The organism is Streptomyces sp. NPDC050147 (genome assembly GCF_040660195.1).
Lineage (GTDB): Bacteria > Actinomycetota > Actinomycetes > Streptomycetales > Streptomycetaceae > Streptomyces.
In genome coordinates, this window is the sequence record NZ_JBFALJ010000027.1 from 120,554 (window position 1) to 141,679 (window position 21,126).

Below are 21,126 nucleotides of genomic sequence, written 5' to 3' on the forward strand. Positions count from 1 at the left end.
ACGCCCCCAAGGAGTACCGCTCCCCCAACCCCCCTGATAGGTGACTCATCCGGCTACCCGCCCCACCGTCACCGCCCCTTGCGACCCCCACCTCGCTCCCCGTACAAGATCTCCGACGGAAGTTACTCCCCGGTACAACGACCGGGACAGCGAAACCGGAGGCGACACGGCATGCACAAGGTAATGACCAGGCCCCGCCCCCGCCCGGCGACCACCCGCCCGCCGGGCCGCACAGACCCCCGCCACCCCTCGACAGCACGCACGTCGGCTACACCACGCACTCCACGTACCCCCACACGCCCCGTACGCCCCCTCAGGACGCCGCCGCAGCCCCCACCGCACCCCACAGAGCTCTTCACCGAGCGGCTGCTCCTGGTCCTCAGCGGCCAGAAGCCGGTCCACTGGGCGGCACGCCACATCGCCCACACCGCCTTCGACGACCTGTCCCGCCTCGCCGAGCAGACCCCCCTGAACGTGAACGGCCGCCGCCCCACGGTCCACCGGATCGGCCACTACGAACCACGCCCCGGGGTCTACGAGGTCTTCGCGAGGATCGGCGCGGGCCCAGCCCTCAGGGCCCTGGCGTTCCGCCTGCACCTGGGCGCGGACCAGAGATGGCGCTGTACGGCGGTAGAGGTAGGAGCCCCGGCGAAGTAACAACGCCGAGCCCAGCCAAGCCAGGCCGAGCAACGCACAGCAAGCCAAGCCAAGCAACACCACGCAGCACCAAGCCAAGCAGCACCACGCCAAGCAGAAGCAACAAGCAGCACCCCACAGCAAAGGGGGCCGAGCGCCCACGGCGCCCGACCCCCAAAAACCGCTACAGCGTCCCGCAACTACTTCTTGCGACGACGCCCACCCTTCTGAGCCTTGCGCCGCTCGGCCCGGGTCATCCCGTCCGACTCCGACCGCACACCCGCGTCCTCGGTCTCGAAGTCACCCTCGTCGACCCCGCCCTCGGCGTTCGGCGCCTGGAAGTGCAGACGGTCGGGCCGCTGCGGAGCCTCGAGGCCCTTGGCGCGGATCTCGGGACGACCGCCGCCCGCGGGAACGGCGTCCTTCTTCTGCAGGGAAGCACCGGCCTCGGCGGAGTCCGACACCGGAACCTCCTCGACCTGCTGCTCGACCTGGACCTCCAGGTTGAACAGGTAGCCGACGGACTCTTCCTTGATGCCGTCCATCATGGCGTTGAACATGTCGAAGCCCTCGCGCTGGTACTCGACCAGCGGGTCCTTCTGCGCCATGGCACGCAGGCCGATGCCCTCCTGGAGGTAGTCCATCTCGTAGAGGTGCTCGCGCCACTTGCGGTCGAGCACCGAGAGAACGACCCGCCGCTCCAGCTCACGCATGATCTCGGAGCCGAGCTGCTCCTCACGCGCCTCGTACTGCTGGTGGATGTCGTCCTTGATGGACTCGGAGATGAACTCGGCGGTCAGACCGGCGCGGTCGCCCGCCTCCTCCTCCAGCTCCTCGATGGTGACCTTCACCGGGTAGAGCTGCTTGAAGGCGCCCCACAGCCGGTCCAGGTCCCACTCCTCGGCGAAGCCCTCGGCGGTCTCCGCCGCGATGTACGCGTCGATCGTGTCGTCCATGAAGTGCGTGACCTGCTCCTGGAGGTTCTCGCCCTCCAGGACGCGGCGACGCTCGCCGTAGATGACCTCGCGCTGGCGGTTGAGGACCTCGTCGTACTTCAGGACGTTCTTACGCGTCTCGAAGTTCTGCTGCTCGACCTGCGACTGGGCGGACGCGATCGCGCGCGTCACCATCTTGTTCTCGATCGGCACGTCGTCCGGGACGTTCGCCATGGCCATCACGCGCTCGACCATCTGCGCCTTGAACAGGCGCATCAGGTCGTCGCCGAGCGAGAGGTAGAAGCGGGACTCGCCGGGGTCGCCCTGACGGCCGGAACGACCGCGCAGCTGGTTGTCGATGCGGCGCGACTCGTGGCGCTCGGTGCCGAGGACGTAAAGGCCACCCAGGCTCTTGACCTCCTCGAACTCCGCCTTCACGGAACGCTCGGCCTTCTCCAGGGCGGCGGGCAGCGCGGCGGCCCACTCCTCGACGTGCTCCACGGGGTCGAGGCCGCGCTGGCGCAGCTCCGCCTCGGCGAGGTCGTCGGGGTTGCCGCCGAGCTTGATGTCCGTGCCTCGTCCGGCCATGTTCGTGGCGACGGTGACGGCGCCCTTGCGGCCGGCCTGGGCGATGATCGGCGCCTCACGGTCGTGCTGCTTCGCGTTCAGCACCTCGTGCTGCACGCCACGCTTGGAGAGCTGCTGGGAGAGGTACTCCGACTTCTCCACGGAGGTCGTACCGACCAGGATCGGCTGGCCCAGCTCGTGCTTCTCCGCGATGTCGTCGACCACGGCGGCGAACTTCGCGACCTCGGTGCGGTAGATCAGGTCCGACTGGTCGGCGCGGACCATGGGCCGGTTCGTCGGGATCGGCACGACGCCCAGCTTGTAGATCTGGTGGAACTCGGCGGCCTCGGTCATGGCCGTACCGGTCATGCCGCAGAGGCCGGGGGTTTCCTTGCCGTCGTGGTCGTGACGCTTGTAGAGGCGGAAGAAGTTCTGCAGGGTGATCGTCGCGAGCGTCTGGTTCTCGTCCTTGATGTCCACCCCTTCCTTCGCCTCGATCGCCTGGTGCATGCCCTCGTTGTAGCGGCGGCCGGCGAGGATACGGCCGGTGTGCTCGTCGACGATCATGACTTCGCCGTCGATGACGACGTAGTCCTTGTCCTTCTTGAAGAGTTCCTTGGCCTTGATGGCGTTGTTGAGGTAACCCACGAGAGGCGTGTTGACCGACTCGTACAGGTTGTCGATGCCCAGCCAGTCCTCGACCTTGGCGACGCCGGACTCGTGGATGGCGACGGTGCGCTTCTTCTCGTCGACCTCGTAGTCCCCGGTCTCCTCGATGCCCTTGAGGGTGTTGCCGGCCTCGCCCTTGGTGAGACGGGTGACCAACTTGGCGAAGTCGCCGTACCACTTGGTGGCCTGGTCGGCGGGGCCGGAGATGATCAGCGGCGTACGGGCCTCGTCGACCAGGATCGAGTCGACCTCGTCGACGATCGCGAAGTTGTGGCCGCGCTGCACCAGTTCGTCCTTCGACCACGCCATGTTGTCGCGCAGGTAGTCGAAGCCGAATTCGTTGTTCGTGCCGTACGTGATGTCGCAGGCGTACTGCTCGCGGCGCTGGGCCGGGGTCATGTTGGCGATGATGCAGCCGACGCTCAGGCCCAGGAACTTGTGGACGCGGCCCATCATCTCGGAGTCGCGCTCGGCCAGGTAGTCGTTGACCGTGATCAGGTGCACGCCCTTGCCCGACAGGGCGTTGAGGTACGCCGGGAGGGTGCCGACGAGCGTCTTGCCCTCACCGGTCTTCATCTCGGCCACATAGCCGAGGTGCAGCGCGGCGCCGCCCATCATCTGGACGTCGTAATGCCGCTGGCCGAGGACGCGCTTGGCGGCCTCACGGACCGTGGCGAAAGCTTCGGGGAGGAGGTCGTCAAGGGTCTCGCCGTCGGCGTAACGCTCCTTGTACTCCTCGGTCAGCGCGCGCAGCTCGGCGTCGGAGAGGCTGACGAAGTCCTCTTCGATGGAGTTGACCTGGTCCGCGATGCGGTGCAGCTTGCGCAGGATCTTGCCTTCGCCTGCACGCATGATCTTCGAGAGGACGGACACGGGGGTTGGTCTCCTTGCCGGTCGGGCCTGGCATGGTCGGTTTACTCATAGGGCAACGGCCATCGTAAGCGAGGAGCGGGCCGCGCCGGGAGGTCTGCCGATACGTCAACGGGCGGGGGGCCTGGAAGGTGCCGGGTTGTGCCGATCAGCGCTCGGCGAAATGCGGGTGAAAGCTCGGCCGAAAGCACTGGCCCACAGGGCCTCACCCCCGCAGAATCACCGGATGGAGCCCGTCACACTCACCACCGAACGCCTGATCCTGCGCGTCTTCACGCCCGCCGACACGGACGAGACGTACGAGGCCTGCCAGGACGCCGACATCCAGCGCTGGACCACGGTCCCCTCGCCCTACACCCGCGCGGACGCGGAGGGCTTCGTCGGACGCATGGTGCCGGACGGCTGGCGCCACGACACGGAGTACACCTTCGCCGTACGCCCCCGGGGCGGCGGCCCCCTGGTCGCCGCCGCCAGCCTCCACCACCCGCGCTCGGGCGCCTGGGAGGTCGGCTTCTGGACGGCGAAGGAGCACCGGGGCAGCGGTTACATGACGGAGACGGTTCTCGCCCTGGCCAGGTGGGCCTTCGCCGACCTGGGCTGCAACCGGCTGGAGTGGCGCGCCGAGGTCGGCAACACGGGATCGCGCGCGGTGGCGGAGAAGGCGGGCTTCGTCATGGAGGGCACCCTGCGTGGCGCCCTCCTGAACAAGTCGACGCTCCGTGACTGCTGGGTGGGCGCCCTGCTGCCGAGCGACCTCGGCATGGCGTCGCTCCAGCCGTACCTGCCCGCGCGGGACTGAGACGTGCCCCCGGCCGCCCCCGACCGCCCTGGACTCCCCGGCCGCCCCGGCCGCCCCGGCCGCCGGCAGGTTTCCGCAGGCCAGCCCGCGGTGTCAGTGCCGACCCCTATCGTTTCCGGCATGACGAGCCTGCCGCGCCCCGCCATCGACCTCTCCGCCGACGAGGCCCGCCGCATCGCGCTGCGCGCCCAGGGATTCCTGGGCGCGCCGGACCGCAAGTCCGGTGTGCGGGGCGTGCTGCGGCATCTCGGCGCGGTCCAGCTCGACACGATCTCGGTCCTGGCCCGCTCCCACGAGCTCATTCCGTACGCCCGTCTCGGTGCCGTCGGCCGGGGCAGGGTCGAGGCGGCGTACTGGGACGGGACATCGGGCACCGGCCCCGCCCGGCCGCACGCCTTCGAGTACTGGTCGCACGCCGCGTGCATCCTGCCCATCGAGGAGTGGCCGCACTTCGCCTTCCGCCGCCGCGCCTACCGCACCCGTCCGCACTGGCACCACGACCTGCCGGCCGGTGCGTACGACACGGTCATCAAGCAGCTCACCGCCGAAGGCCCCCTGACGGCCACGGAGTTGGGCGGCGCGAAGAACAAGGGCGAGTGGTGGGACTGGTCGGACGCGAAGGTCGCCGTCGAGCGGGCACTGATGTACGGCGAGGTGGTCTGCACCGAGCGGCGCAGCTGGAAGCGGGTGTACGACCTCGCGGAGCGCGCGATCCCGCAGACGCTGCTCCATGACGACCTGGACGACAGGGAGTGCCTGCGCCGTCTGGTCCGCCTGGCCGGCCAGGCCCTCGGGGTCGGCACGCGCGCGGACATCGCGGACTATCACCGTCTCAAGGGCGAGCAGTTCGACTCGGTGGTCGCGGACTCGGGCCTGGTGCCGGTGACGGTGGAGGGCTGGGACAAGCCCGCCTGGGCCGACCCCGCGGCCCTGGAGACGGCCCCGCGTGGGCGCCACCGCACGACGCTTCTCTCCCCCTTCGACTCCCTGATCTGGGAGCGGGCCCGCACGGAGCGGATCTTCGGCTTCACCCACCGCCTTGAGGCGTACGTCCCCAAGCCCAAGCGCGTCCACGGCTATTTCGCGATGCCGGTGCTGGCCGGGGGCCGTCTGGTCGGCCGCGTGGACCCCGCCCGCGAGGGCAGCACGCTGGTCGCCAAGCAGGCGTCGCTGGACAGCCCCAAGTCCGTGCCCGCGGTGGCCCAGGCCCTGCGTGAGGCGGCGACCTGGGTCAACTGCGATTCCGTACGGGTGGAGCGGGTGAACAAGCCGGAGTTGACCGCCGAACTGGTGCGCGCCCTGGGCTGAGCCCGGGCCGCGGGCCTCACCTGATCTCGAGGATCTTCTCCCGCATCGCGTACACGACCGCTTCCATCCTGGAGTGCAGTTGCAGCTTCTCCAGGATGTTGCGCACGTGGTTCTTCACGGTGTTCTCGGAGATGAACAATTCCTTCGCGATATCGCGGTTGTTCATGCCCGTGGCCACCAGCTTCAGCACTTCCAGCTCGCGCTCGGTCAGCCGCGGCGCGGGCACCAGTCTGCGCTCGTCGGTGCGCTGGATCATCGATTTGAACTCGGTGAGCAGTTTGGACGCCATGGACGGACTGATCTGCGACTGCCCGTCGGCCACCGCGCGAATCGCCGTGGCCACCTCGTCCGTGGAGATCTCCTTGAGGAGGTAGCCGGTGGCACCCGCCTTGATCGCGTCGTAGAGGTCGGCCTCCTCGTCGCTGATCGTCAGCATGATGATCTTCGCGCTCGGCGCGACCTCCTTGATGGAGGTGCACGCCTCGATGCCGCCGCGCTTGGGCATGCGTACGTCCATCAGCACGATGTCCGGCAACAGGTCCGCGGCCTTGTCCACCGCCTCGGCGCCGTCGCCCGCCTCCCCGACCACCTGGATGTCCTCCTCGGCCGCGAGGACGATCTCCAGGCCCCGGCGGAAGAGCGCGTGGTCATCCACCACAAGGACCCTGATCGGCTCCTTGCGCGGTGCGCCCGCATCCGTGCCGATGCCGATGCCGTCGTCGTCATCGGCATCCCGCATCGGTCCGAAGCTGTCCGCCATCGTTCCTCCCCCTGAAGGCCATGGCCCGTTGTGCGTCTGCTGCCGCCAACCCGTGGCGGCAGCACACCGGTTGGCCGGTTCCGCCCATGATTTCATGCCCGGACGGTCGCGTGGTGCGCCCAGGGGTCGCATGGTGATGCCCCTGGGGGCGCACACGCGCTCCAGGGGCACCGTCTCAGCCCTCGACCGACCGGGGTCAGCCGCCGAGCGCACCGCCCCCGCCGGCGGACTCGGCCCGCGCGACCATGGGGTCGGTGTTGAGGCGGATCACGCCGTAGTCGTAGGCGTGCCGCCGGTAGACCACACTCGGTTCCTTCGACTCCGAGTCGACGAACAAGTAGAAGTCGTGCCCGACGAGTTCCATCTCGTAGAGCGCCTGGTCGAGCGTCATCGGGGCGGCCACGTGGCTCTTCTCGCGGACCACGAGCGGCCCCTCGCCCTGGATCTCCAGCGAGCCGATCCTCTTGACGGGCACGCCGTCCGGCTCTTCCTCACGCACGAGGGAGCCGTCTCCGTTGAGAGTGGCCGCGTCCGGTACCCGCTCGGCGACTTCGGCGGCGGAGAGCCTGCCGGTGCCGCGGCGGTTGTGGCGCTTCTCGTGCTGCTTGCGCATCCTTGCGTCGAGCTTGGCCGTGGCCAGGTCGAGCGCCGCGTACGGATCGGTCGCAGAGGCCTCCGCGCGGATCACGGGTCCACGCCCGCGGAGCGTGATCTCCACACGGTCGGAACGGTCGGCCTGACGCGGGTTGGTTTCCTTGGACACCTCGACGTCGAGGCTGATCACCTTGCCGTCGAGCTTCTGGATCTTCTCCAGGTTCAGCTTCTCGGCCACGTGCTTGCGGAACCGCTCGGGCACCTCGGTCTTGCGGCCCTTGACGACGATGTCCACGCAGAACTCCGTTCCCGGATCGCTCCGCTTCAGCGGCGGAGCATCTCCCTTTTGCACCAGGCCCCGGTGACTCCCGGAGCCTCGGACTCGGTGACTTCCACCTCCTCCTCCCCCGCGAACAAGATCTCCACCCCGACCGGCCCGGGTGATTGCGAAAAACCCAGCGACCGTCATTCCGATATGCGAGGGTCGGCGTCCGCCATTCCTCACAACCGAACATATCTCGCCCGGACGGATGTCGTCACCCTCTACCGCCGCATACCTCCATTCAGGTGTATTGACCCTCTCACTACCTGCAACGATGCAAGTTCCCAGTCAGTTCCGGTTTACTCCGAAAGAATCCGGCGAGGAGGCGACAACAGCCGCGATGACCCTGTTCTCGCAGGTAATTTCACGGGCTGTTACCACCGGGGCCGACCCTCTACTTTCCGTGTCTATGTCACGTATTGCGCGCGCCGCCTCGGCCAGAGACGCGCCGGTGGTCATCACGTCGTCCACGATCACGACCCGCCCACCGGCGAGCAGCCGCCCGCCACCCGCGGTCACCTCCAGGGCACCCCGCAGATTCGCCTGCCGCTGACGGGAGTTGAGCCCCGCCTGGTCTTTCACGGCACGCCGCTGGCGCAGCACGCCGAGCACCCGGGCCCGCGTCCCGCCCCGCCGCAGCTCACCCGCGGCGGCCAGCGCGATCCGCCGTACCGGATCATGGCCACGCGCCCGCACGGCCCCGCGAGCCGACGGCACCGGCACCAGCAGTACCGGAGCGTCACCACCCGCCCCAGCGGCACCCTCCCGCAGGCCGGTGCCCTGCCGAGCGGCCTCCCGCAGCCCGGCCCGCACCGCCCCCGCGAGCCCCGCGCCCAGCGGCCCCGCCAGCCCCAGAGCGCCCCGCTCCTTGTGGGCGAGCAGCACCGCCCGCACCGAGTCTCCGTAGACAGCCCCCGCGTGCACCACCGGCAGCTCCCGCGGCCGGGGGCAGGGGCTCACCCGGCACGGCACGGCCCCGTACAAGGCGTCGCGGCACTGCGCGCAGAGCGCCGCACGAGGCCTGCCACAGCCTCCGCACTCAGCCGGCAGCACCAGATCGGTGAGGTCCTGCCACCACCCCGGCATGCCCACCACTGTGCCAAGGCACGAGCGCCGCTGACCACCCCTGTGGACAACGGCCTGTGGACAACCACCCGCAGACAACTGCGCGGCCCGAACGAGGCGTTACTCCGGCACGGACACCTCGAAGAGCACGGCGCAATCACACCGGACAACACCGCGCGGCCACCCCGAAGAGCACGACCCGGCCAGCCCGGACGGACCGGCGCCATCACCCCGGACGGACCGGCACAATCACCCCGGATAGACCGGCGCCGACCCCTTCTCGACCACCGTCTGCCACTGCGCACCCGTCGGCAGCCGCACTATCCCGTCGTCCGAGTGCGCCACCAGCGGCTGCCGCTCGTCCTCGGACGCCGCGATCTCCTCCACGCCGGTGAGACCGGGCAGCGTGGCCCCCGCTGGCACCGAGCCGTCGCTCTGGACGTACCGCATCTGCTGCACGCCGCCGGACTCCCGCCCGACCACCACGAGGCGGCTGCCGCCCGCCCATGACATGGCGGTGACCTCCTCCATCTGCGGCGCCGCCCGGCGTAGTCCGTCCACCGAGATCTGCGGCTGCTCGCCCTTGGCGCCCGTCCGCTCGACGCGGCCTATCTGCAGGCTCGTCTTGCCGTCCTTCTTCACGAGGAGCGCGATCCGTACGCCGTCGGCCGCCACCCGCACCGCCTCGATCCGCCCGTCAAGGTTCGCGATCTTGACCGGAAGCGGCTCGCCCGCGCCCTGCTCGAGCCAGAGCAGCCGCGGCCGCTTCGGGTCGCGGTCGGCCACCCAGAGGTCACCGCGGCCGTCCCAACTGGGCGTCGAGAGACCGTCCTGTTCCGACTTGGCCTTGCTGCGCACCTCCGGCTTGCCGAGCGCCGCCGCCGAGACCAGCGAACCCATGTAGAGCGAGCGTCCGTCGAGCGACACCCCGGCCGCCCGCTCCTCGTCCCGCGACACGGCGGCGGAACGCAGCGGCTGCTCGCCACTGCCCAACTTCCCCTGCACGGGCTGCGGATCGGCCTTGCCGTCAATGTTGGCCGACATCCGCACGAGGCGCCGCTTGTCGTCGATGAGGTACTGGAAGTCGGGGTGTTCCGCGGTGCGGCGCGAGGCGACGGACTCGGCCCGTTCCTTGCTCAGGACGCACAGCTGCGAGCCGTTGCGACGCTGCAGCTCCACCTCCTCGACGCCGGACGACGTCAGGTCCTGGAGCGTGAAGAGCAGTTGTGCGGCCATCTCCGTGCACCGCTCCTGGCCCATGGAATCGGCCTTCGCGTTCAGCGGCACCGTCAGTTTGCCCTGGTCGTCGGGGGCCAGCGTCTTGGTGCCCGCCTTGAGCCGCGTACCCGTCGGGAAACGCGTGCCGACGACCTGCTTGAGCCACGTGGTGGGGCCGTCGAGCAGCGCCTTGACGGTCTCCGTCACGGGGTCTATTCGCTGACGTATGTAGACCGGGTCGGCGACGAGTCCTTCCTGGCCGCGACCGGTCGCGCCGGACGAACGCGTAGCGAAGTAGTACTTGTTGACGGACCAGTAGATGCGCTGGAAGTCGGACTGTCCGAGCACGACGCCCTGCGGCACCCGGTCTATCCGCCACTCCTTGCCGTTCGGCCCGTCCTGCTGGGTGAGGTGAACGCTCTGGTTGTACGCGGCGTTGTCGAGCTGATAAGCGTGCTCGCCGTCCACGGTGGCGACCTTGCGTCCGGTCAGCGGGAACGTACGACCTGTGTCGCCACCGTCCCCGACACTGCCGGAACCCGTGCTCGGCCCGCTCTCCAGCACCGTGGTCTGCACATCGGGGTTCCAGCTCTTGGACGCTTCCTTGGTCAGGTACTTGCGCGCCATCGCGAACTCGGGGTCGTCGCTGGTCAGCGCTTCGAGGAAGCCCTGGACTATCTCCGAGGGGCCGGCGTTCTCACCGGGCGGCATCGCGTAGACCCGGACCTGCGACTGCGAGTCCGGGCGCTGGGAGGCGTCGACCGCCTTGAGGTTCCCGCTGTCGGGCATCGAGGCGCATCCCGCGAGCAGCACCCCGCAGGAGCCGAACAGCACACCGGCCCGCAGCGGACGCCGACGAGCGCGGCGATCGTGGTCAGCGCCCACGAGAGGCCTCCCCTTCCCTGGCGGAATCCGTGACCGTTTCCCTGGCGGAATCCGTTTCCGTCTCGCTCACGTGATCCGTCTCGCTCACGTGATCCGGGTCGGTGACGGCGCCCGTCGCGAGGTCCGTCGCGGCCTCTGTCGCCGGTTCACCGGAGCCGGAACCCCGGTCCGTCTCACGTACGGAGCCATCGGGCCCGCCGTTCGACGGAATCTCGTCGTCCGGCGGCCGCCGCGGCACCACCCGCGCCCCGCTGCCCGGCAACGCGGTGGGGTCCACCGTCGTGGCCGCCTGTGCGAACCGCGGCGCGATCGGCGCCCTCGCCGGGACGGGCGGCGGCACCCGCACCGACGCCGAAGGCTGCGCCGGCACCGTGGCGAGCTTGTTCCCGCCACCCAGCGGGAGCCCCGCGTCGTTCAGGCCGCGGTGGCGCCGCGAATCGTCGGGCTCCAGCGGTATCGGCGAGCCCCGCAGCGCCTCGTCCGCCGTGCGCGGCAGCGTCAGACGGAACTGCGAACCGCCGCCCGGCTCGCCCCACGCCTGGAGCCAGCCGCCGTGCAGCCGCGCGTCCTCGAGCGCGATGGACAGCCCGAGGCCCGTACCACCGGTGGTACGCGCGCGTGCCGGGTCGGCCCGCCAGAAGCGGCTGAACACCCGGGTCGCCTCACCCGGCTTGAGCCCCACTCCGTAGTCCCGCACCGCGACCGCGACCGCACCGCCCGCCACCGCGAGCCGCACCACGACGTCCCGGCCCTCGCCGTGCTCCACGGCGTTGACCACGAGGTTGCGAAGGACCCGCTCCACACGGCGCGCGTCGGCCTCGGCGACCACGGGCTGCTTGTCCCCGACGATCCGTATGTGCGTTCCCTTGCGCTCCGCGAGCGGCTCCGCGCCGCCCACGACCCGTCGTACGACCTCTCGCAGGTCTATCGGCTCGGCCTCAAGGGCCGCCGCCCCCGCGTCGAACCGGCTGATCTCGAGGAGGTCCGCGAGCAGCGTCTCGAAACGGTCCAGCTGATCGGCGAGCAGCTCGGCCGACCGCGCGGTCACCGGATCGAAGTCCACGCGCGCGTCGTGGATGACATCGGCCGCCATCCGTACGGTCGTCAGCGGCGTACGCAGCTCGTGCGAGACGTCCGAGACGAATCGCCGCTGCATCCGCGAAAGCTCCTCCAACTGCTGGATCTTCAGCTGGAGGTTCTGCGCCATCTTGTTGAAGGCCTCGCCGAGGCGCGCGATGTCGTCCTCGCCGGTGACCTTCATACGTTCCTGAAGGCGCCCGGCGGACAATCGCTCGGCGATGCCCGCGGCCATCCGTACCGGCGTGACGACCTGGCGCACCACCAGCCAGGCGATGGCGCCCAGCAGCACCACGACGAACAGACCCGCGGTGGCAAGCGTCGTCCTGACGACGCCGAGGGACTCCTCCTCCTGCGTCAGCGGGAAGAGGTAGTACAGCTGGTAGGGATCGCCGTTCAGGTCGTTCAGACGCTTGCCGATGACCAGGCCCGGCTGGGCCTCACGGCCGTCGTTGAAGACGATCCGCGTATTGCTCTGATACGCCCTGGTGCCCTTGTCGACACTGTCGCGCAGCGCCTCGGGCACACTCTGGATCGGGTCCACGCCCCCGGAGGCACGCGGCCCGCGCACGCTGCCGCTGCTCGCCGTGGACGTCGGACTCAGCGTCACCACGTTGAACGCGCTCTGGCCGCCGCTGGAAAGCTGCTCCACCAGGTCGGACATCCACACGGCGGTGGGCGGCGTGGCCCTTCCGTCAGGCGTGCCACTGTCCTGCCCGGAGCGCGGACGAGCGGAGTTCGCCTCGTCCTGAGCCGCCCTGAACCCGCCGTCGGCCTGGCTCTGCGAGGCCTTCACCTTGGCCTTGAGCAGGCCGTTGTTTACGGAGCTGAGGACGGCGAAGCCCAGCATCAGGACCACGCCGAGCGACATGAGCAGCGTCGTGACGACGACCTTGAGCTGGATGTTGCGCCGCCACAGTCGCACGGCGGGCAGCAGCGGACGCCGCACCCAGCGCACGAAGAGCCTCAGGACGGGGCTGCCCTGCACCCCGTCCTGCAACAGCAGACCGCCGTCGAGGAGCCGCCCGAACGTCGAGCCGCGCCGCGTCGGTCCAGAGCCGCGGGCCCCTCCGGTCCGGGCCCCTCCAGTCCGCCCCGAGCGGCCACCCGGTGCCCCGGGCGGTGCGGGGGAACTGTCCCGGGACATGTCAGCTCGGTCCGGCCTTGTAACCGACACCACGGACGGTCACCACGATCTCCGGGCGCTCGGGGTCCTTCTCGACCTTCGAGCGCAACCGCTGCACGTGCACGTTCACAAGACGGGTGTCGGCCGCGTGGCGGTAACCCCAGACCTGTTCGAGCAGCACCTCACGCGTGAACACCTGCCACGGCTTGCGGGCCAGCGCGACCAGCAGGTCGAACTCCAGCGGCGTCAGCGCGATCGACTGTCCCTCCCGCTTCACGGAGTGCCCCGCCACGTCGATGACCAGGTCACCTATGGCGAGCTGCTCCGGCGCGGGCTCCTCGGACCTCCGCAGCCGCGCCCGGATGCGGGCCACGAGCTCCTTCGGCTTGAAGGGCTTCACGATGTAGTCGTCGGCGCCGGACTCGAGGCCCACCACGACGTCCACGGTGTCGCTCTTGGCCGTGAGCATGACGATCGGCACCCCGGACTCCGCCCTGATCAGGCGGCACACCTCGATGCCATCACGGCCCGGCAACATCAAATCCAGCAGTACAAGATCCGGCTTTGCCTCCCTGAAAGCGGCCAGCGCCTTGTCGCCATCAGCTACGAACGACGGCTCAAACCCTTCACCACGCAGCACAATCCCGAGCATCTCGGCCAGTGCGGTGTCGTCGTCGACGACAAGGACTCGTCCCTTCATGCCTGACATCATCCCATTAGCTCATCGTTACCTGGCGTGACCTGGCACACAGCTCGTCCAGGCCCCCTGCTGTCACGGGCGAAACGACGCCCTCCTCGGTGACGATCGCCGTCACCAGTTCCGGAGGTGTCACATCGAACGCGGGGTTGTACGCCTGGGTCCCCAGAGGTGCCACCGCGATCCCGCCTCCCGCTTCAAATCCGGCCATCGGCACATACGGCGCCGTGACCTCCGTCACTTCATGACTCGACCGCTGCTCCACCTCGATGGACGCTCCGTCCGGGGTGTCCGGGTCCACGGTCGTGACCGGCGCCACCACGATGAACGGCACGTGGTGGTAGCGGGCGAGCACCGCGAGCGGATAGCTCCCCACCTTGTTGGCGACCGAACCGTCGGCCGCGATGCGGTCGGCGCCGATCACCACGGCATCCACCTCACCCGCCGCGAACAGCGACCCCGCCGCGTTGTCCGTAAGCAAGGTGTACGCCATTCCGGCCCGCGCCGCCTCATACGCGGTCAGCCTCGAACCCTGCAGCAAGGGCCGCGTCTCGTCCACCCACAGCCTGCGAAGACGTCCCATCCGGTGCGCGGCAAGGGCCACGGCGAACGCCGTGCCCTCACCGCCGGACACCAGCGCCCCCGTATTGCAGTGGGTCAGGATCCGATGACTGCCGCCCGGCAGCATCTCGTCGAGCAGCGCCAGGCCGTGCACCGCCATCCTCGCACTGGCCTCGGCGTCTTCCCGGTGCAGCGCCCGCGCCGCCGCCAGCGCCGCGGCGCCCGCGAGCTCCTGACCGTCCCCGCCCGCGACCGCCGCGCGGTATGCCGTCAGGGCCCTGCGTACGCCGTGTTCGAGGTTCACCGCGGTGGGCCGGGCCCCCGCGATCGCGCCCGCCGCCTCCTCCACGTCGAAGCCGCGTACGGCGGCCAGCGCGACCCCGTACGCACCGGCGATGCCGAGCAGCGGTGCCCCGCGCACGGCCAGCGTACGGATCGCCTGCACCAGGGCGGGCGCGTCCGTGCACACCAGCTCGGTCTCCTCGCCGGGCAGCCTGGTCTGGTCGAGGAGGACCAGTACGGGGCCCTCGGGCGGCTCGGCCCAGCGGATCACGGAGATCGCCGGGTTCGCCTCCTCCACCGGATTCTTCGGGGTCTGGTTCGGCCGTGTTTCCTCGCCTGATTGCGCGTACTGATCAGCCATCCGTCCAGTCTGCCCCGTACCTGACGGACAATTGAAGGTGTGCAGCCCATACGCTGCCCGGTCCCCGCACGGGTGCGCCGTGGCACGATGGCTGGCAACCTGCCGCCGCGACCGCGGTCGGGCACCGTGAAGGAGCGACGATGAACGACACTCCGGGCTGGGCTTCGCCCGGATCTGCCCCCTCCGACGACGGCAAGGACTCCGGCAAGCCCGGACCCGCCGAGCCCGCGGACCAGCCCGACGTTCCGGCCTCGAAGTGGTCCAAGGAGCAGCCGCCACCCGCCCAGTGGTCCGCCCCCGCCCCACCGGCCCCCGGTCAGACCCCGCCTCCGCCGCCGCCTCCGCCCGGCGGTGGCTGGGGTGGCGGACGGCCCGGCGGCCCCGGTCCCGGTGGCCCCGGCGGTCCTGGCCACTACCCCGGCTGGGGCGCGTGGCAGGGACCGCCGCCCGCCGCCAAGCCCGGCGTCATTCCGCTGCGGCCCCTCGGCGTCGGCGAGATCCTGGACGGCGCGGTCTCCACGATGCGTACGTACTGGCGCACGGTGCTCGGCATCTCTCTCGCCGTGGCCGTGTTCACGGAGATCGTCGTCATCCTGCTCCAGGGGCTCGTCCTCGACGACAGCGCTTCCACGGACGCCCTCGACGACCCGAGCGCGACCGTCGGCGAACTGACCCGTGCCCTGGGCGACACCCTGCTGAGCTCCGGCGTGATCCTGCTGATCACCCTGCTCGGCACGATCGTCGCGACCGCCCTGCTCACGATGGTCACCAGCCGCGCCGTCCTCGGTAAGTCGGTCACCACGGCCGAGGCCTGGCAGGACGCCAAGCCGCAGCTGCCGAGGCTGATCGGCCTGACGCTGCTGCTCCCGCTCATCGGCATGGCGGTCGTCGCCGCCGGCAGCCTGCCCGGCGTACTGATCGCGACGGCCGGTGCGTCGGACGCGGGCGTCAGCCTCGCCGTACTCGGCGGATTCGCCGCCCTTGTCGTCGCCATCTGGCTGCTCGTCCGCTTCTCGCTCGCCTCGCCCGCCCTGATGCTGGAGAAGCAGGGCGTGAAGAAGTCGATGACCCGCTCGGCGAAGCTCGTCCGCGGCTCCTGGTGGCGGGTGTTCGGCATCCAGTTGCTCGCCGCGATCATCGCCAACGTCATCGCGTCGATCATCGTCATCCCCTTCGCCCTCATCGCGGGCGCGCTGAGCGGCGACGGCGTCACCGGCTTCCTCGACAGCGGCAGCGGCGACCTCGGCTGGACCTTCCTGATCGTCAGCGGCGTCGGCTCGATCATCGGCTCGATGCTCACGTTCCCGATCACCGCCGGAGTCACCGTGCTCCTCTACATCGACCAGCGGATCCGCCGCGAGGCCCTCGACCTCGAACTGGCGCGCGCGGCGGGCCTCCAGGGCGACAACGGCCCCAACGCCCCCGGAATCCCCGGGAGCTGATGCGGTGACGGGGGCAGTGCTGCACGGAGCAACGGCGGTCGTTCTCCGCACGGGCGACGACGACCCACCGGTGACGATCCCGCGCGCCCCCGCGCGAGAGGCGGCCGAGCGCGAACTGTCCGACCCCGCCTACCGCGAGAACGACCCCAGCCTCCTGCAACGCGCCCTGGACCGCTTCTGGGAGTGGGTGGACGGCCTGTTCTCCGCCGCCTCGGGGGTCACCCCGGGCGGCGGCCTGGGCCTCCTGGTCATCGTCATCGCCGTACTGGCCCTGATCGCGGCCCTCTGGTGGCGGCTCGGCACCCCGCACCGCGCCCCCACCTCGTCCCCCGCCCTCTTCGACGACCGCCCGCGCACCGCCGCGGAACATCGCGCCGCCGCCGAGGCACACGCCGCCCAGGGCCACTGGAACCAAGCCGTCCAGGAACGCATGCGGGCGATCGTCCGCGCCCTGGAGGAACGCGCCCTCCTGGACCCCCGCCCCGGCCGCACAGCCGACGAAGCGGCAGCGGAGGCCTCCCGGACGCTCCCGGCCCACGCCACGGAACTCCACGCGGCAGCCCAGTCCTTCGACGCCGTCACGTACGGCGCCCGCACAGCCACAGAGCCGACGTACACCCGCCTGACCACCCTGGACAAAGCCCTCACGCAAACAAAACCAACCCTGAGCAACACCCCCCAGGGAGCCCCCAATTGACGGCCCCCCAGGACCCAACAGAACCCAAACCCGGACACGGGTCAGAACCCGAACCTGGACACGGGTCAGAACCCAAACCCGGACACGGGTCAGAACCCGGACCTGGACTCGGGGCCGAACCCCACCCCGGGTCCGAACCCGAACCTGGGCTCGGAGCCGCACCCGGAAACGGCCCCGAACCCGGGCTCTGGGACGGACCTGCACCCGACCCCGCCCCCGGCCCCAAGGCCGCATCCACACCCGGCCCCCGGCTCAAGACCCCACCCACACCCGGCCCCGGGGTCAAAACCACACCCGGACCTGCCCTCACGACCAGCCCCAGCCCCACCCCCAACTCCGGACTCGCGACCAAGCCCAACCTCACCCCCAAGACCACCCCCGGCACCAACCCCAGAACCACCCCGACCACCTCCACCACCTCCACAGCCCCCACCCCCCGCCAGCTCTGGACCAAAACCCGCGGCATCCTCCTCGCCCTGGTGCTCCTCCTGGCAACCGCCATCGTCATCGCGGCCGTCCGCTCCGGCGCCCAGCACGGTCGCCTCGACCCGCGCTCAGCCGACCCCTACGGCAGTCGCGCCGTCGCCGAACTCCTCGCCGACCGCGGCGTAACCACCCGCGTGGTCACCACCTCCGAAGAGGCCAGGTCAGCGGCAGGCCCGGACACCACGCTCCTGGTGGCCGCCCCCGACCGCCTCACCGAGCGCCAGCAGTCCCGCCTCCGCGCGGCCACCGAGGACTCCCGAGGCCGCACCGTGCTCCTCGCCCCCGGCACCCCCTCGGTCAGCACCCTCGCCCCGGGGGTCACCGCGGACGCCACCCCCAGCCTCGACTCGACGCTCTCCCCCCGCTGCGACCTGCCCGCCGCAGAACGCGCGGGCTCCGCCGATGTGGGCGGCCTGCGCTACGACACCCTCGCTCCGGACGCCGACGCCTGCTACCTCAGCGACGGCCTCCCCAGCCTGCTGAGCCTCCCGGCCGCCGACGGCCCCGGCGACACCGTCGTGCTCGGCGCCCCCGACATCCTCTTCAACGACCGCCTCGACGAGCAGGGCAACGCCTCACTGGCCCTGCAACTCCTCGGATCCCGCCCCCACTTGGTCTGGTACCTCCCCTCGCTCTCCGACGACGCGGCAAGCGAAGGCGACACCGCCGACCGCGACTTCTTCGACCTCATCCCCGACGGCTGGCTCTGGGGCACCCTGCAACTCGCCATCGCCGCCGCACTCGCCGCCCTGTGGCGCGCCCGCCGCCTCGGCCCGCTGGTCCCAGAACGCCTCCCCGTGGCCATCCGCGCCTCCGAAACCGTCGAAGGCCGAGCCCGCCTCTACCGCAAGGCCAACGCCCGCGACCGCGCCGCCGCCGCCCTCCGCTCGGCCACCCGCACCCGCATCGCCCCCCTCATCGGCGTGTCCCCCACCCAGGCGCACGCCCCCGAGACCCTGCTCCCCGCCCTGTCCGCCCGGCTCCGCACCCCAGGCCAGGACCTGCCCCCCCTCCTCTTCGGCCCACCTCCCGCCAACGACGCAGCACTCATCACCCTCGCCGACCAACTCGACGCCCTCGAAAGAGAGGTACGTACTTCATGATGGACCCGACCACTGACAACGCCGGGAGCTCCGGCAGCGCCCGCTCCTCCCTGGAGTCCCTGCGCACGGAGATCTCGAAGGCCGTGGTCGGCCAGGACCCCGCGGTGACGGGCCTCGTCGTGGCCCTCCTCTGCCGCGGCCACGTCCTCCTCGAAGGCGTACCCGGAGTGGCGAAGACCCTGCTGGTCCGCGCCCTCGCCGCATCCCTCGAACTCGACACGAAGCGCGTCCAGTTCACCCCGGACCTGATGCCGAGCGACGTCACCGGCTCCCTCATCTACGACGCCCGCACCACCGAGTTCTCGTTCCAGCCGGGCCCCGTCTTCACCAACCTCCTCCTGGCCGACGAGATCAACCGCACCCCTCCCAAGACCCAGTCCTCCCTCCTCGAAGCGATGGAGGAGCGCCAGGTCACAGTGGACGGCACCCCCCGCCCACTCCCCGAGCCCTTCCTCGTAGCGGCCACCCAGAACCCGGTCGAGTACGAAGGCACGTACCCGCTCCCCGAAGCGCAGCTGGACCGTTTCCTCCTCAAGCTCACCGTCCCCCTCCCCTCCCGCCAGGACGAGATCAACGTCCTCACCCGCCACGCGGAAGGCTTCAACCCCCGCGACCTCGCCGCCGCCGGCATCCGCCCGGTGGCAGGCCCCGCCGACCTGGAGGCGGCCCGCGCCGCGGTCGCGAAGACGTCGATCTCCCCCGAGATCACCGCCTACGTCGTGGATATCTGCCGAGCCACGCGCGATTCCCCGTCCCTGACCCTGGGCGCCTCCCCCCGAGGCGCCACAGCGCTCCTCTCCACGGCCCGCGCCTGGGCCTGGCTCACAGGCCGCGACTACGTCATTCCCGACGACGTCAAGGCCCTCGCCCTCCCCACCCTCCGCCACCGCGTCCAACTCCGCCCGGAGGCCGAGATGGAGGGCGTGACAGCGGATTCCGTGATCAACGCGATCCTCGCCCACGTCCCGGTCCCCCGCTGATGGCCCTCACCGGCCGCACAGCGCTCCTGGCGGCCCTCGGCAGCCTCCCCGTGGGCATCTGGGACCCCAGCTGGACAGGCATCCTCGCCGTGAACGCCCCGCTGGCCCTGGCCTGCGCCTGTGACTTCGCCCTGGCCGCTCCCGTACGCCGCCTCGGCCTGACCCGCGCGGGCGACACCTCCGTACGGCTCGGGCAATCCGCGGACGTCGAGCTGACCGTCACCAACCCCTCCGGCCGGCCCCTGCGCGCCCAACTCCGCGACGCCTGGCCCCCGAGCAGCTGGCACCCCGGCACCGAAATCGAGGCCTCCCGTCACCGCCTGACGATCCCTCCCGGAGAGCGCCGCCGCCTCACCACCCGCCTACACCCCACCCGCCGAGGCGACCACCAGGCCGACCGCGTCACCATCCGCTCGTACGGCCCCCTGGGCCTCCTCACCCGCCAGGGCAGCCACGAGGTCCCGTGGACGCTCCGGGTCCTGCCCCCCTTCACCAGCCGCAAGCACCTCCCGTCCAAGCTGGCCCGCCTCCGCGAACTCGACGGCCGCACCAGCGTGCTGACCCGCGGCCAGGGCACGGAATTCGACAGCCTCCGCGACTACGTACCCGGCGACGACACCCGTTCCATCGACTGGCGCGCCACCGCCCGCCAGTCCACCGTCGCCATCCGCACCTGGCGCCCCGAACGCGACCGCCACATCCTGCTGGTCCTCGACACCGGCCGCACATCCGCGGGCCGGGTCGGTGACGCCCCGCGCCTCGACGCCTCGATGGACGCGGCCTTGCTCCTCGCGGCCCTGGCCTCCCGGGCAGGCGACCGCGTAGACCTCCTCGCCTACGACCGACGCGTACGAGCCCTGGTGCAGGGCAAGGCGGCAGGCGAGGTACTTCCCTCGGTCGTCAACGCCCTGGCCACGCTCGAACCGGAACTCGTGGAAACGGACGCCAGAGGCCTGACCTCAACGGCCCTCCGCACGGCGACCCGCAGCTCCTTGATCGTGCTGCTGACGAGCCTGGACGCAGCCCCCATCGAAGAGGGCCTGCTTCCCGTGCTCTCCCGCCTCACCCAACGCCACACAGTCCTCTTGGCCTCGGTCGCGGACCCGCACATAGAGCGGATGTCCAAGGCCCGAGGAACCACAGAAGCCGTGTACGACGCCGCAGCTGCCGCCCAAGCACACGCAGAACGCCACCGCACGGCAGAACAACTCACCCGCCACGGCGTCACAGTCGTAGACGCAACTCCCACGGACCTGGCCCCCGCATTGGCAGACGCATACCTGTCCCTAAAGGCGGCCGGCCGCCTCTGAAGAATGCCGAGGAAACAAAAAAGGCCCTCGGTTGGGGGTCTGGAACGCAGAAAACCCCCGCACCCAGAGGGTGCGGGGGTTTCCCGTCAATAATAGTTCGGCGGCGTCCTACTCTCCCACAGGGTCCCCCCTGCAGTACCATCGGCGCTGTGAGGCTTAGCTTCCGGGTTCGGAATGTAACCGGGCGTTTCCCTCACGCTATGACCACCGAAACACTATGAAACTGTCAACCGCACCGTAGTCGTGGCCCGACATACGGGGTTGTTCGTGGTTTCAGAACCAACACAGTGGACGCGAGCAACTGAGGACAAGCCCTCGGCCTATTAGTACCAGTCACCTCCACCCGTTGCCGGGCTTCCAGATCTGGCCTATCAAC

16 protein-coding genes and 1 rRNA gene are annotated in these 21,126 nt (G+C 70.3%); 8 read left to right on the forward strand and 9 right to left on the reverse strand.

The annotated features are described in order from the left end of the window. Positions 1-171 precede the first annotated feature (171 nt). Complete coding sequence (locus AB0I94_RS33365; protein WP_363313463.1) at positions 172-657, forward strand: Rv3235 family protein; 486 nt, start codon at positions 172-174, stop codon at positions 655-657. Between the two features lie 179 nt (positions 658-836). Here the strand turns inward: AB0I94_RS33365 and secA are convergent, their stop codons facing one another. Further along, on the reverse strand, positions 837-3,680 hold the full coding sequence (gene secA / locus AB0I94_RS33370) for a preprotein translocase subunit SecA (protein ID WP_363313465.1): 2,844 nt from the start codon (positions 3,678-3,680) through the stop codon (positions 837-839). A gap of 223 nt (positions 3,681-3,903) precedes the next feature. On the opposite strand from secA, the gene AB0I94_RS33375 reads away from it, so the two are divergent. Together AB0I94_RS33375 and AB0I94_RS33380 are read left to right on the forward strand one after the other, a co-directional pair. Next, positions 3,904-4,476, forward strand: coding sequence for a GNAT family N-acetyltransferase (locus AB0I94_RS33375; protein WP_363313466.1), 573 nt, complete (start codon positions 3,904-3,906; stop codon positions 4,474-4,476). A 120-nt stretch (positions 4,477-4,596) separates the two neighbouring features. After that, on the forward strand, positions 4,597-5,784 hold the full coding sequence (locus AB0I94_RS33380; RefSeq protein ID WP_363313467.1) for a crosslink repair DNA glycosylase YcaQ family protein: 1,188 nt from the start codon (positions 4,597-4,599) through the stop codon (positions 5,782-5,784). Positions 5,785-5,800: 16 nt separating this feature from the next. Here AB0I94_RS33380 and AB0I94_RS33385 read toward each other — a convergent pair whose 3' ends face one another. The 7 genes from AB0I94_RS33385 to mtnA form a co-directional block, all read right to left on the reverse strand. After that, entirely contained in the window at positions 5,801-6,544 is a 744-nt protein-coding gene (locus AB0I94_RS33385; RefSeq protein WP_160505372.1) for a response regulator transcription factor, read from the reverse strand. A 196-nt stretch (positions 6,545-6,740) separates the two neighbouring features. Next, on the reverse strand, positions 6,741-7,466 hold the full coding sequence (gene raiA, locus AB0I94_RS33390; RefSeq protein ID WP_363313484.1) for a ribosome-associated translation inhibitor RaiA: 726 nt from the start codon (positions 7,464-7,466) through the stop codon (positions 6,741-6,743). A gap of 282 nt (positions 7,467-7,748) precedes the next feature. Then, complete coding sequence (locus AB0I94_RS33395; protein ID WP_363313468.1) at positions 7,749-8,546, reverse strand: phosphoribosyltransferase family protein; 798 nt, start codon at positions 8,544-8,546, stop codon at positions 7,749-7,751. 228 nt (positions 8,547-8,774) lie between these two features. Further along, on the reverse strand, positions 8,775-10,532 hold the full coding sequence (locus tag AB0I94_RS33400) for an LpqB family beta-propeller domain-containing protein (protein ID WP_363313485.1): 1,758 nt from the start codon (positions 10,530-10,532) through the stop codon (positions 8,775-8,777). A gap of 85 nt (positions 10,533-10,617) precedes the next feature. Continuing rightward, the gene (mtrB, locus tag AB0I94_RS33405) at positions 10,618-12,852 is read right to left on the reverse strand and encodes an MtrAB system histidine kinase MtrB (protein ID WP_363313469.1); all 2,235 of its coding nucleotides are present in this window, start codon (positions 12,850-12,852) and stop codon (positions 10,618-10,620) included. A 1-nt stretch (position 12,853) separates the two neighbouring features. Continuing rightward, on the reverse strand, positions 12,854-13,543 hold the full coding sequence (mtrA, locus tag AB0I94_RS33410; protein WP_190080121.1) for a two-component system response regulator MtrA: 690 nt from the start codon (positions 13,541-13,543) through the stop codon (positions 12,854-12,856). A gap of 4 nt (positions 13,544-13,547) precedes the next feature. Beyond that, a complete protein-coding gene (mtnA, locus tag AB0I94_RS33415) occupies positions 13,548-14,732 on the reverse strand; it encodes an S-methyl-5-thioribose-1-phosphate isomerase (protein WP_363313470.1) in 1,185 nt (394 codons plus the stop codon). Between the two features lie 140 nt (positions 14,733-14,872). Here mtnA and AB0I94_RS33420 point away from each other — a divergent pair, with 140 nt between their 5' ends. From AB0I94_RS33420 to AB0I94_RS33440, 5 genes are all read left to right on the forward strand, one after another. Then, the gene (locus tag AB0I94_RS33420; RefSeq protein WP_363313471.1) at positions 14,873-16,174 is read left to right on the forward strand and encodes a glycerophosphoryl diester phosphodiesterase membrane domain-containing protein; all 1,302 of its coding nucleotides are present in this window, start codon (positions 14,873-14,875) and stop codon (positions 16,172-16,174) included. Between the two features lie 4 nt (positions 16,175-16,178). Next, positions 16,179-16,871: a DUF4129 domain-containing protein gene (locus tag AB0I94_RS33425; protein WP_363313472.1), complete on the forward strand. Its 693-nt coding sequence runs from the start codon at positions 16,179-16,181 to the stop codon at positions 16,869-16,871. 464 nt (positions 16,872-17,335) lie between these two features. Further along, on the forward strand, positions 17,336-18,460 hold the full coding sequence (locus AB0I94_RS33430; protein ID WP_363313486.1) for a DUF4350 domain-containing protein: 1,125 nt from the start codon (positions 17,336-17,338) through the stop codon (positions 18,458-18,460). Beyond that, entirely contained in the window at positions 18,460-19,440 is a 981-nt protein-coding gene (locus tag AB0I94_RS33435; protein WP_363313473.1) for a MoxR family ATPase, read from the forward strand. The genes AB0I94_RS33430 and AB0I94_RS33435 overlap by 1 nt, the downstream gene beginning before the upstream one ends. Continuing rightward, positions 19,440-20,750, forward strand: coding sequence for a DUF58 domain-containing protein (locus AB0I94_RS33440; RefSeq protein WP_363313474.1), 1,311 nt, complete (start codon positions 19,440-19,442; stop codon positions 20,748-20,750). Before AB0I94_RS33435 ends, AB0I94_RS33440 begins: the two co-directional genes overlap by 1 nt. Positions 20,751-20,845: 95 nt before the next feature. Here AB0I94_RS33440 and rrf read toward each other — a convergent pair. Beyond that, a 5S ribosomal RNA gene (gene rrf, locus AB0I94_RS33445) occupies positions 20,846-20,962 on the reverse strand. Positions 20,963-21,126: the final 164 nt, after the last annotated feature.

Excerpts from the sequence above, each read along its gene's own strand:
- AB0I94_RS33385 (WP_160505372.1), bottom strand. The coding sequence starts at position 6,544 with ATGGCGGACAGCTTCGGACCGATGCGGGATGCCGATGACGACGACGGC.
- AB0I94_RS33400 (WP_363313485.1), bottom strand. The coding sequence starts at position 10,532 with ATGCCCGACAGCGGGAACCTCAAGGCGGTCGACGCCTCCCAGCGCCCG.
- AB0I94_RS33395 (WP_363313468.1), bottom strand. The coding sequence starts at position 8,546 with ATGCCGGGGTGGTGGCAGGACCTCACCGATCTGGTGCTGCCGGCTGAG.
- mtnA (WP_363313470.1), bottom strand. The coding sequence starts at position 14,732 with ATGGCTGATCAGTACGCGCAATCAGGCGAGGAAACACGGCCGAACCAG.
- AB0I94_RS33420 (WP_363313471.1), top strand. The coding sequence starts at position 14,873 with ATGAACGACACTCCGGGCTGGGCTTCGCCCGGATCTGCCCCCTCCGAC.
- AB0I94_RS33365 (WP_363313463.1), top strand. The coding sequence starts at position 172 with ATGCACAAGGTAATGACCAGGCCCCGCCCCCGCCCGGCGACCACCCGC.
- mtrB (WP_363313469.1), bottom strand. The coding sequence starts at position 12,852 with ATGTCCCGGGACAGTTCCCCCGCACCGCCCGGGGCACCGGGTGGCCGC.
- AB0I94_RS33380 (WP_363313467.1), top strand. The coding sequence starts at position 4,597 with ATGACGAGCCTGCCGCGCCCCGCCATCGACCTCTCCGCCGACGAGGCC.
- mtrA (WP_190080121.1), bottom strand. The coding sequence starts at position 13,543 with ATGATGTCAGGCATGAAGGGACGAGTCCTTGTCGTCGACGACGACACC.
- AB0I94_RS33375 (WP_363313466.1), top strand. The coding sequence starts at position 3,904 with ATGGAGCCCGTCACACTCACCACCGAACGCCTGATCCTGCGCGTCTTC.
- AB0I94_RS33440 (WP_363313474.1), top strand. The coding sequence starts at position 19,440 with ATGGCCCTCACCGGCCGCACAGCGCTCCTGGCGGCCCTCGGCAGCCTC.
- AB0I94_RS33435 (WP_363313473.1), top strand. The coding sequence starts at position 18,460 with ATGGACCCGACCACTGACAACGCCGGGAGCTCCGGCAGCGCCCGCTCC.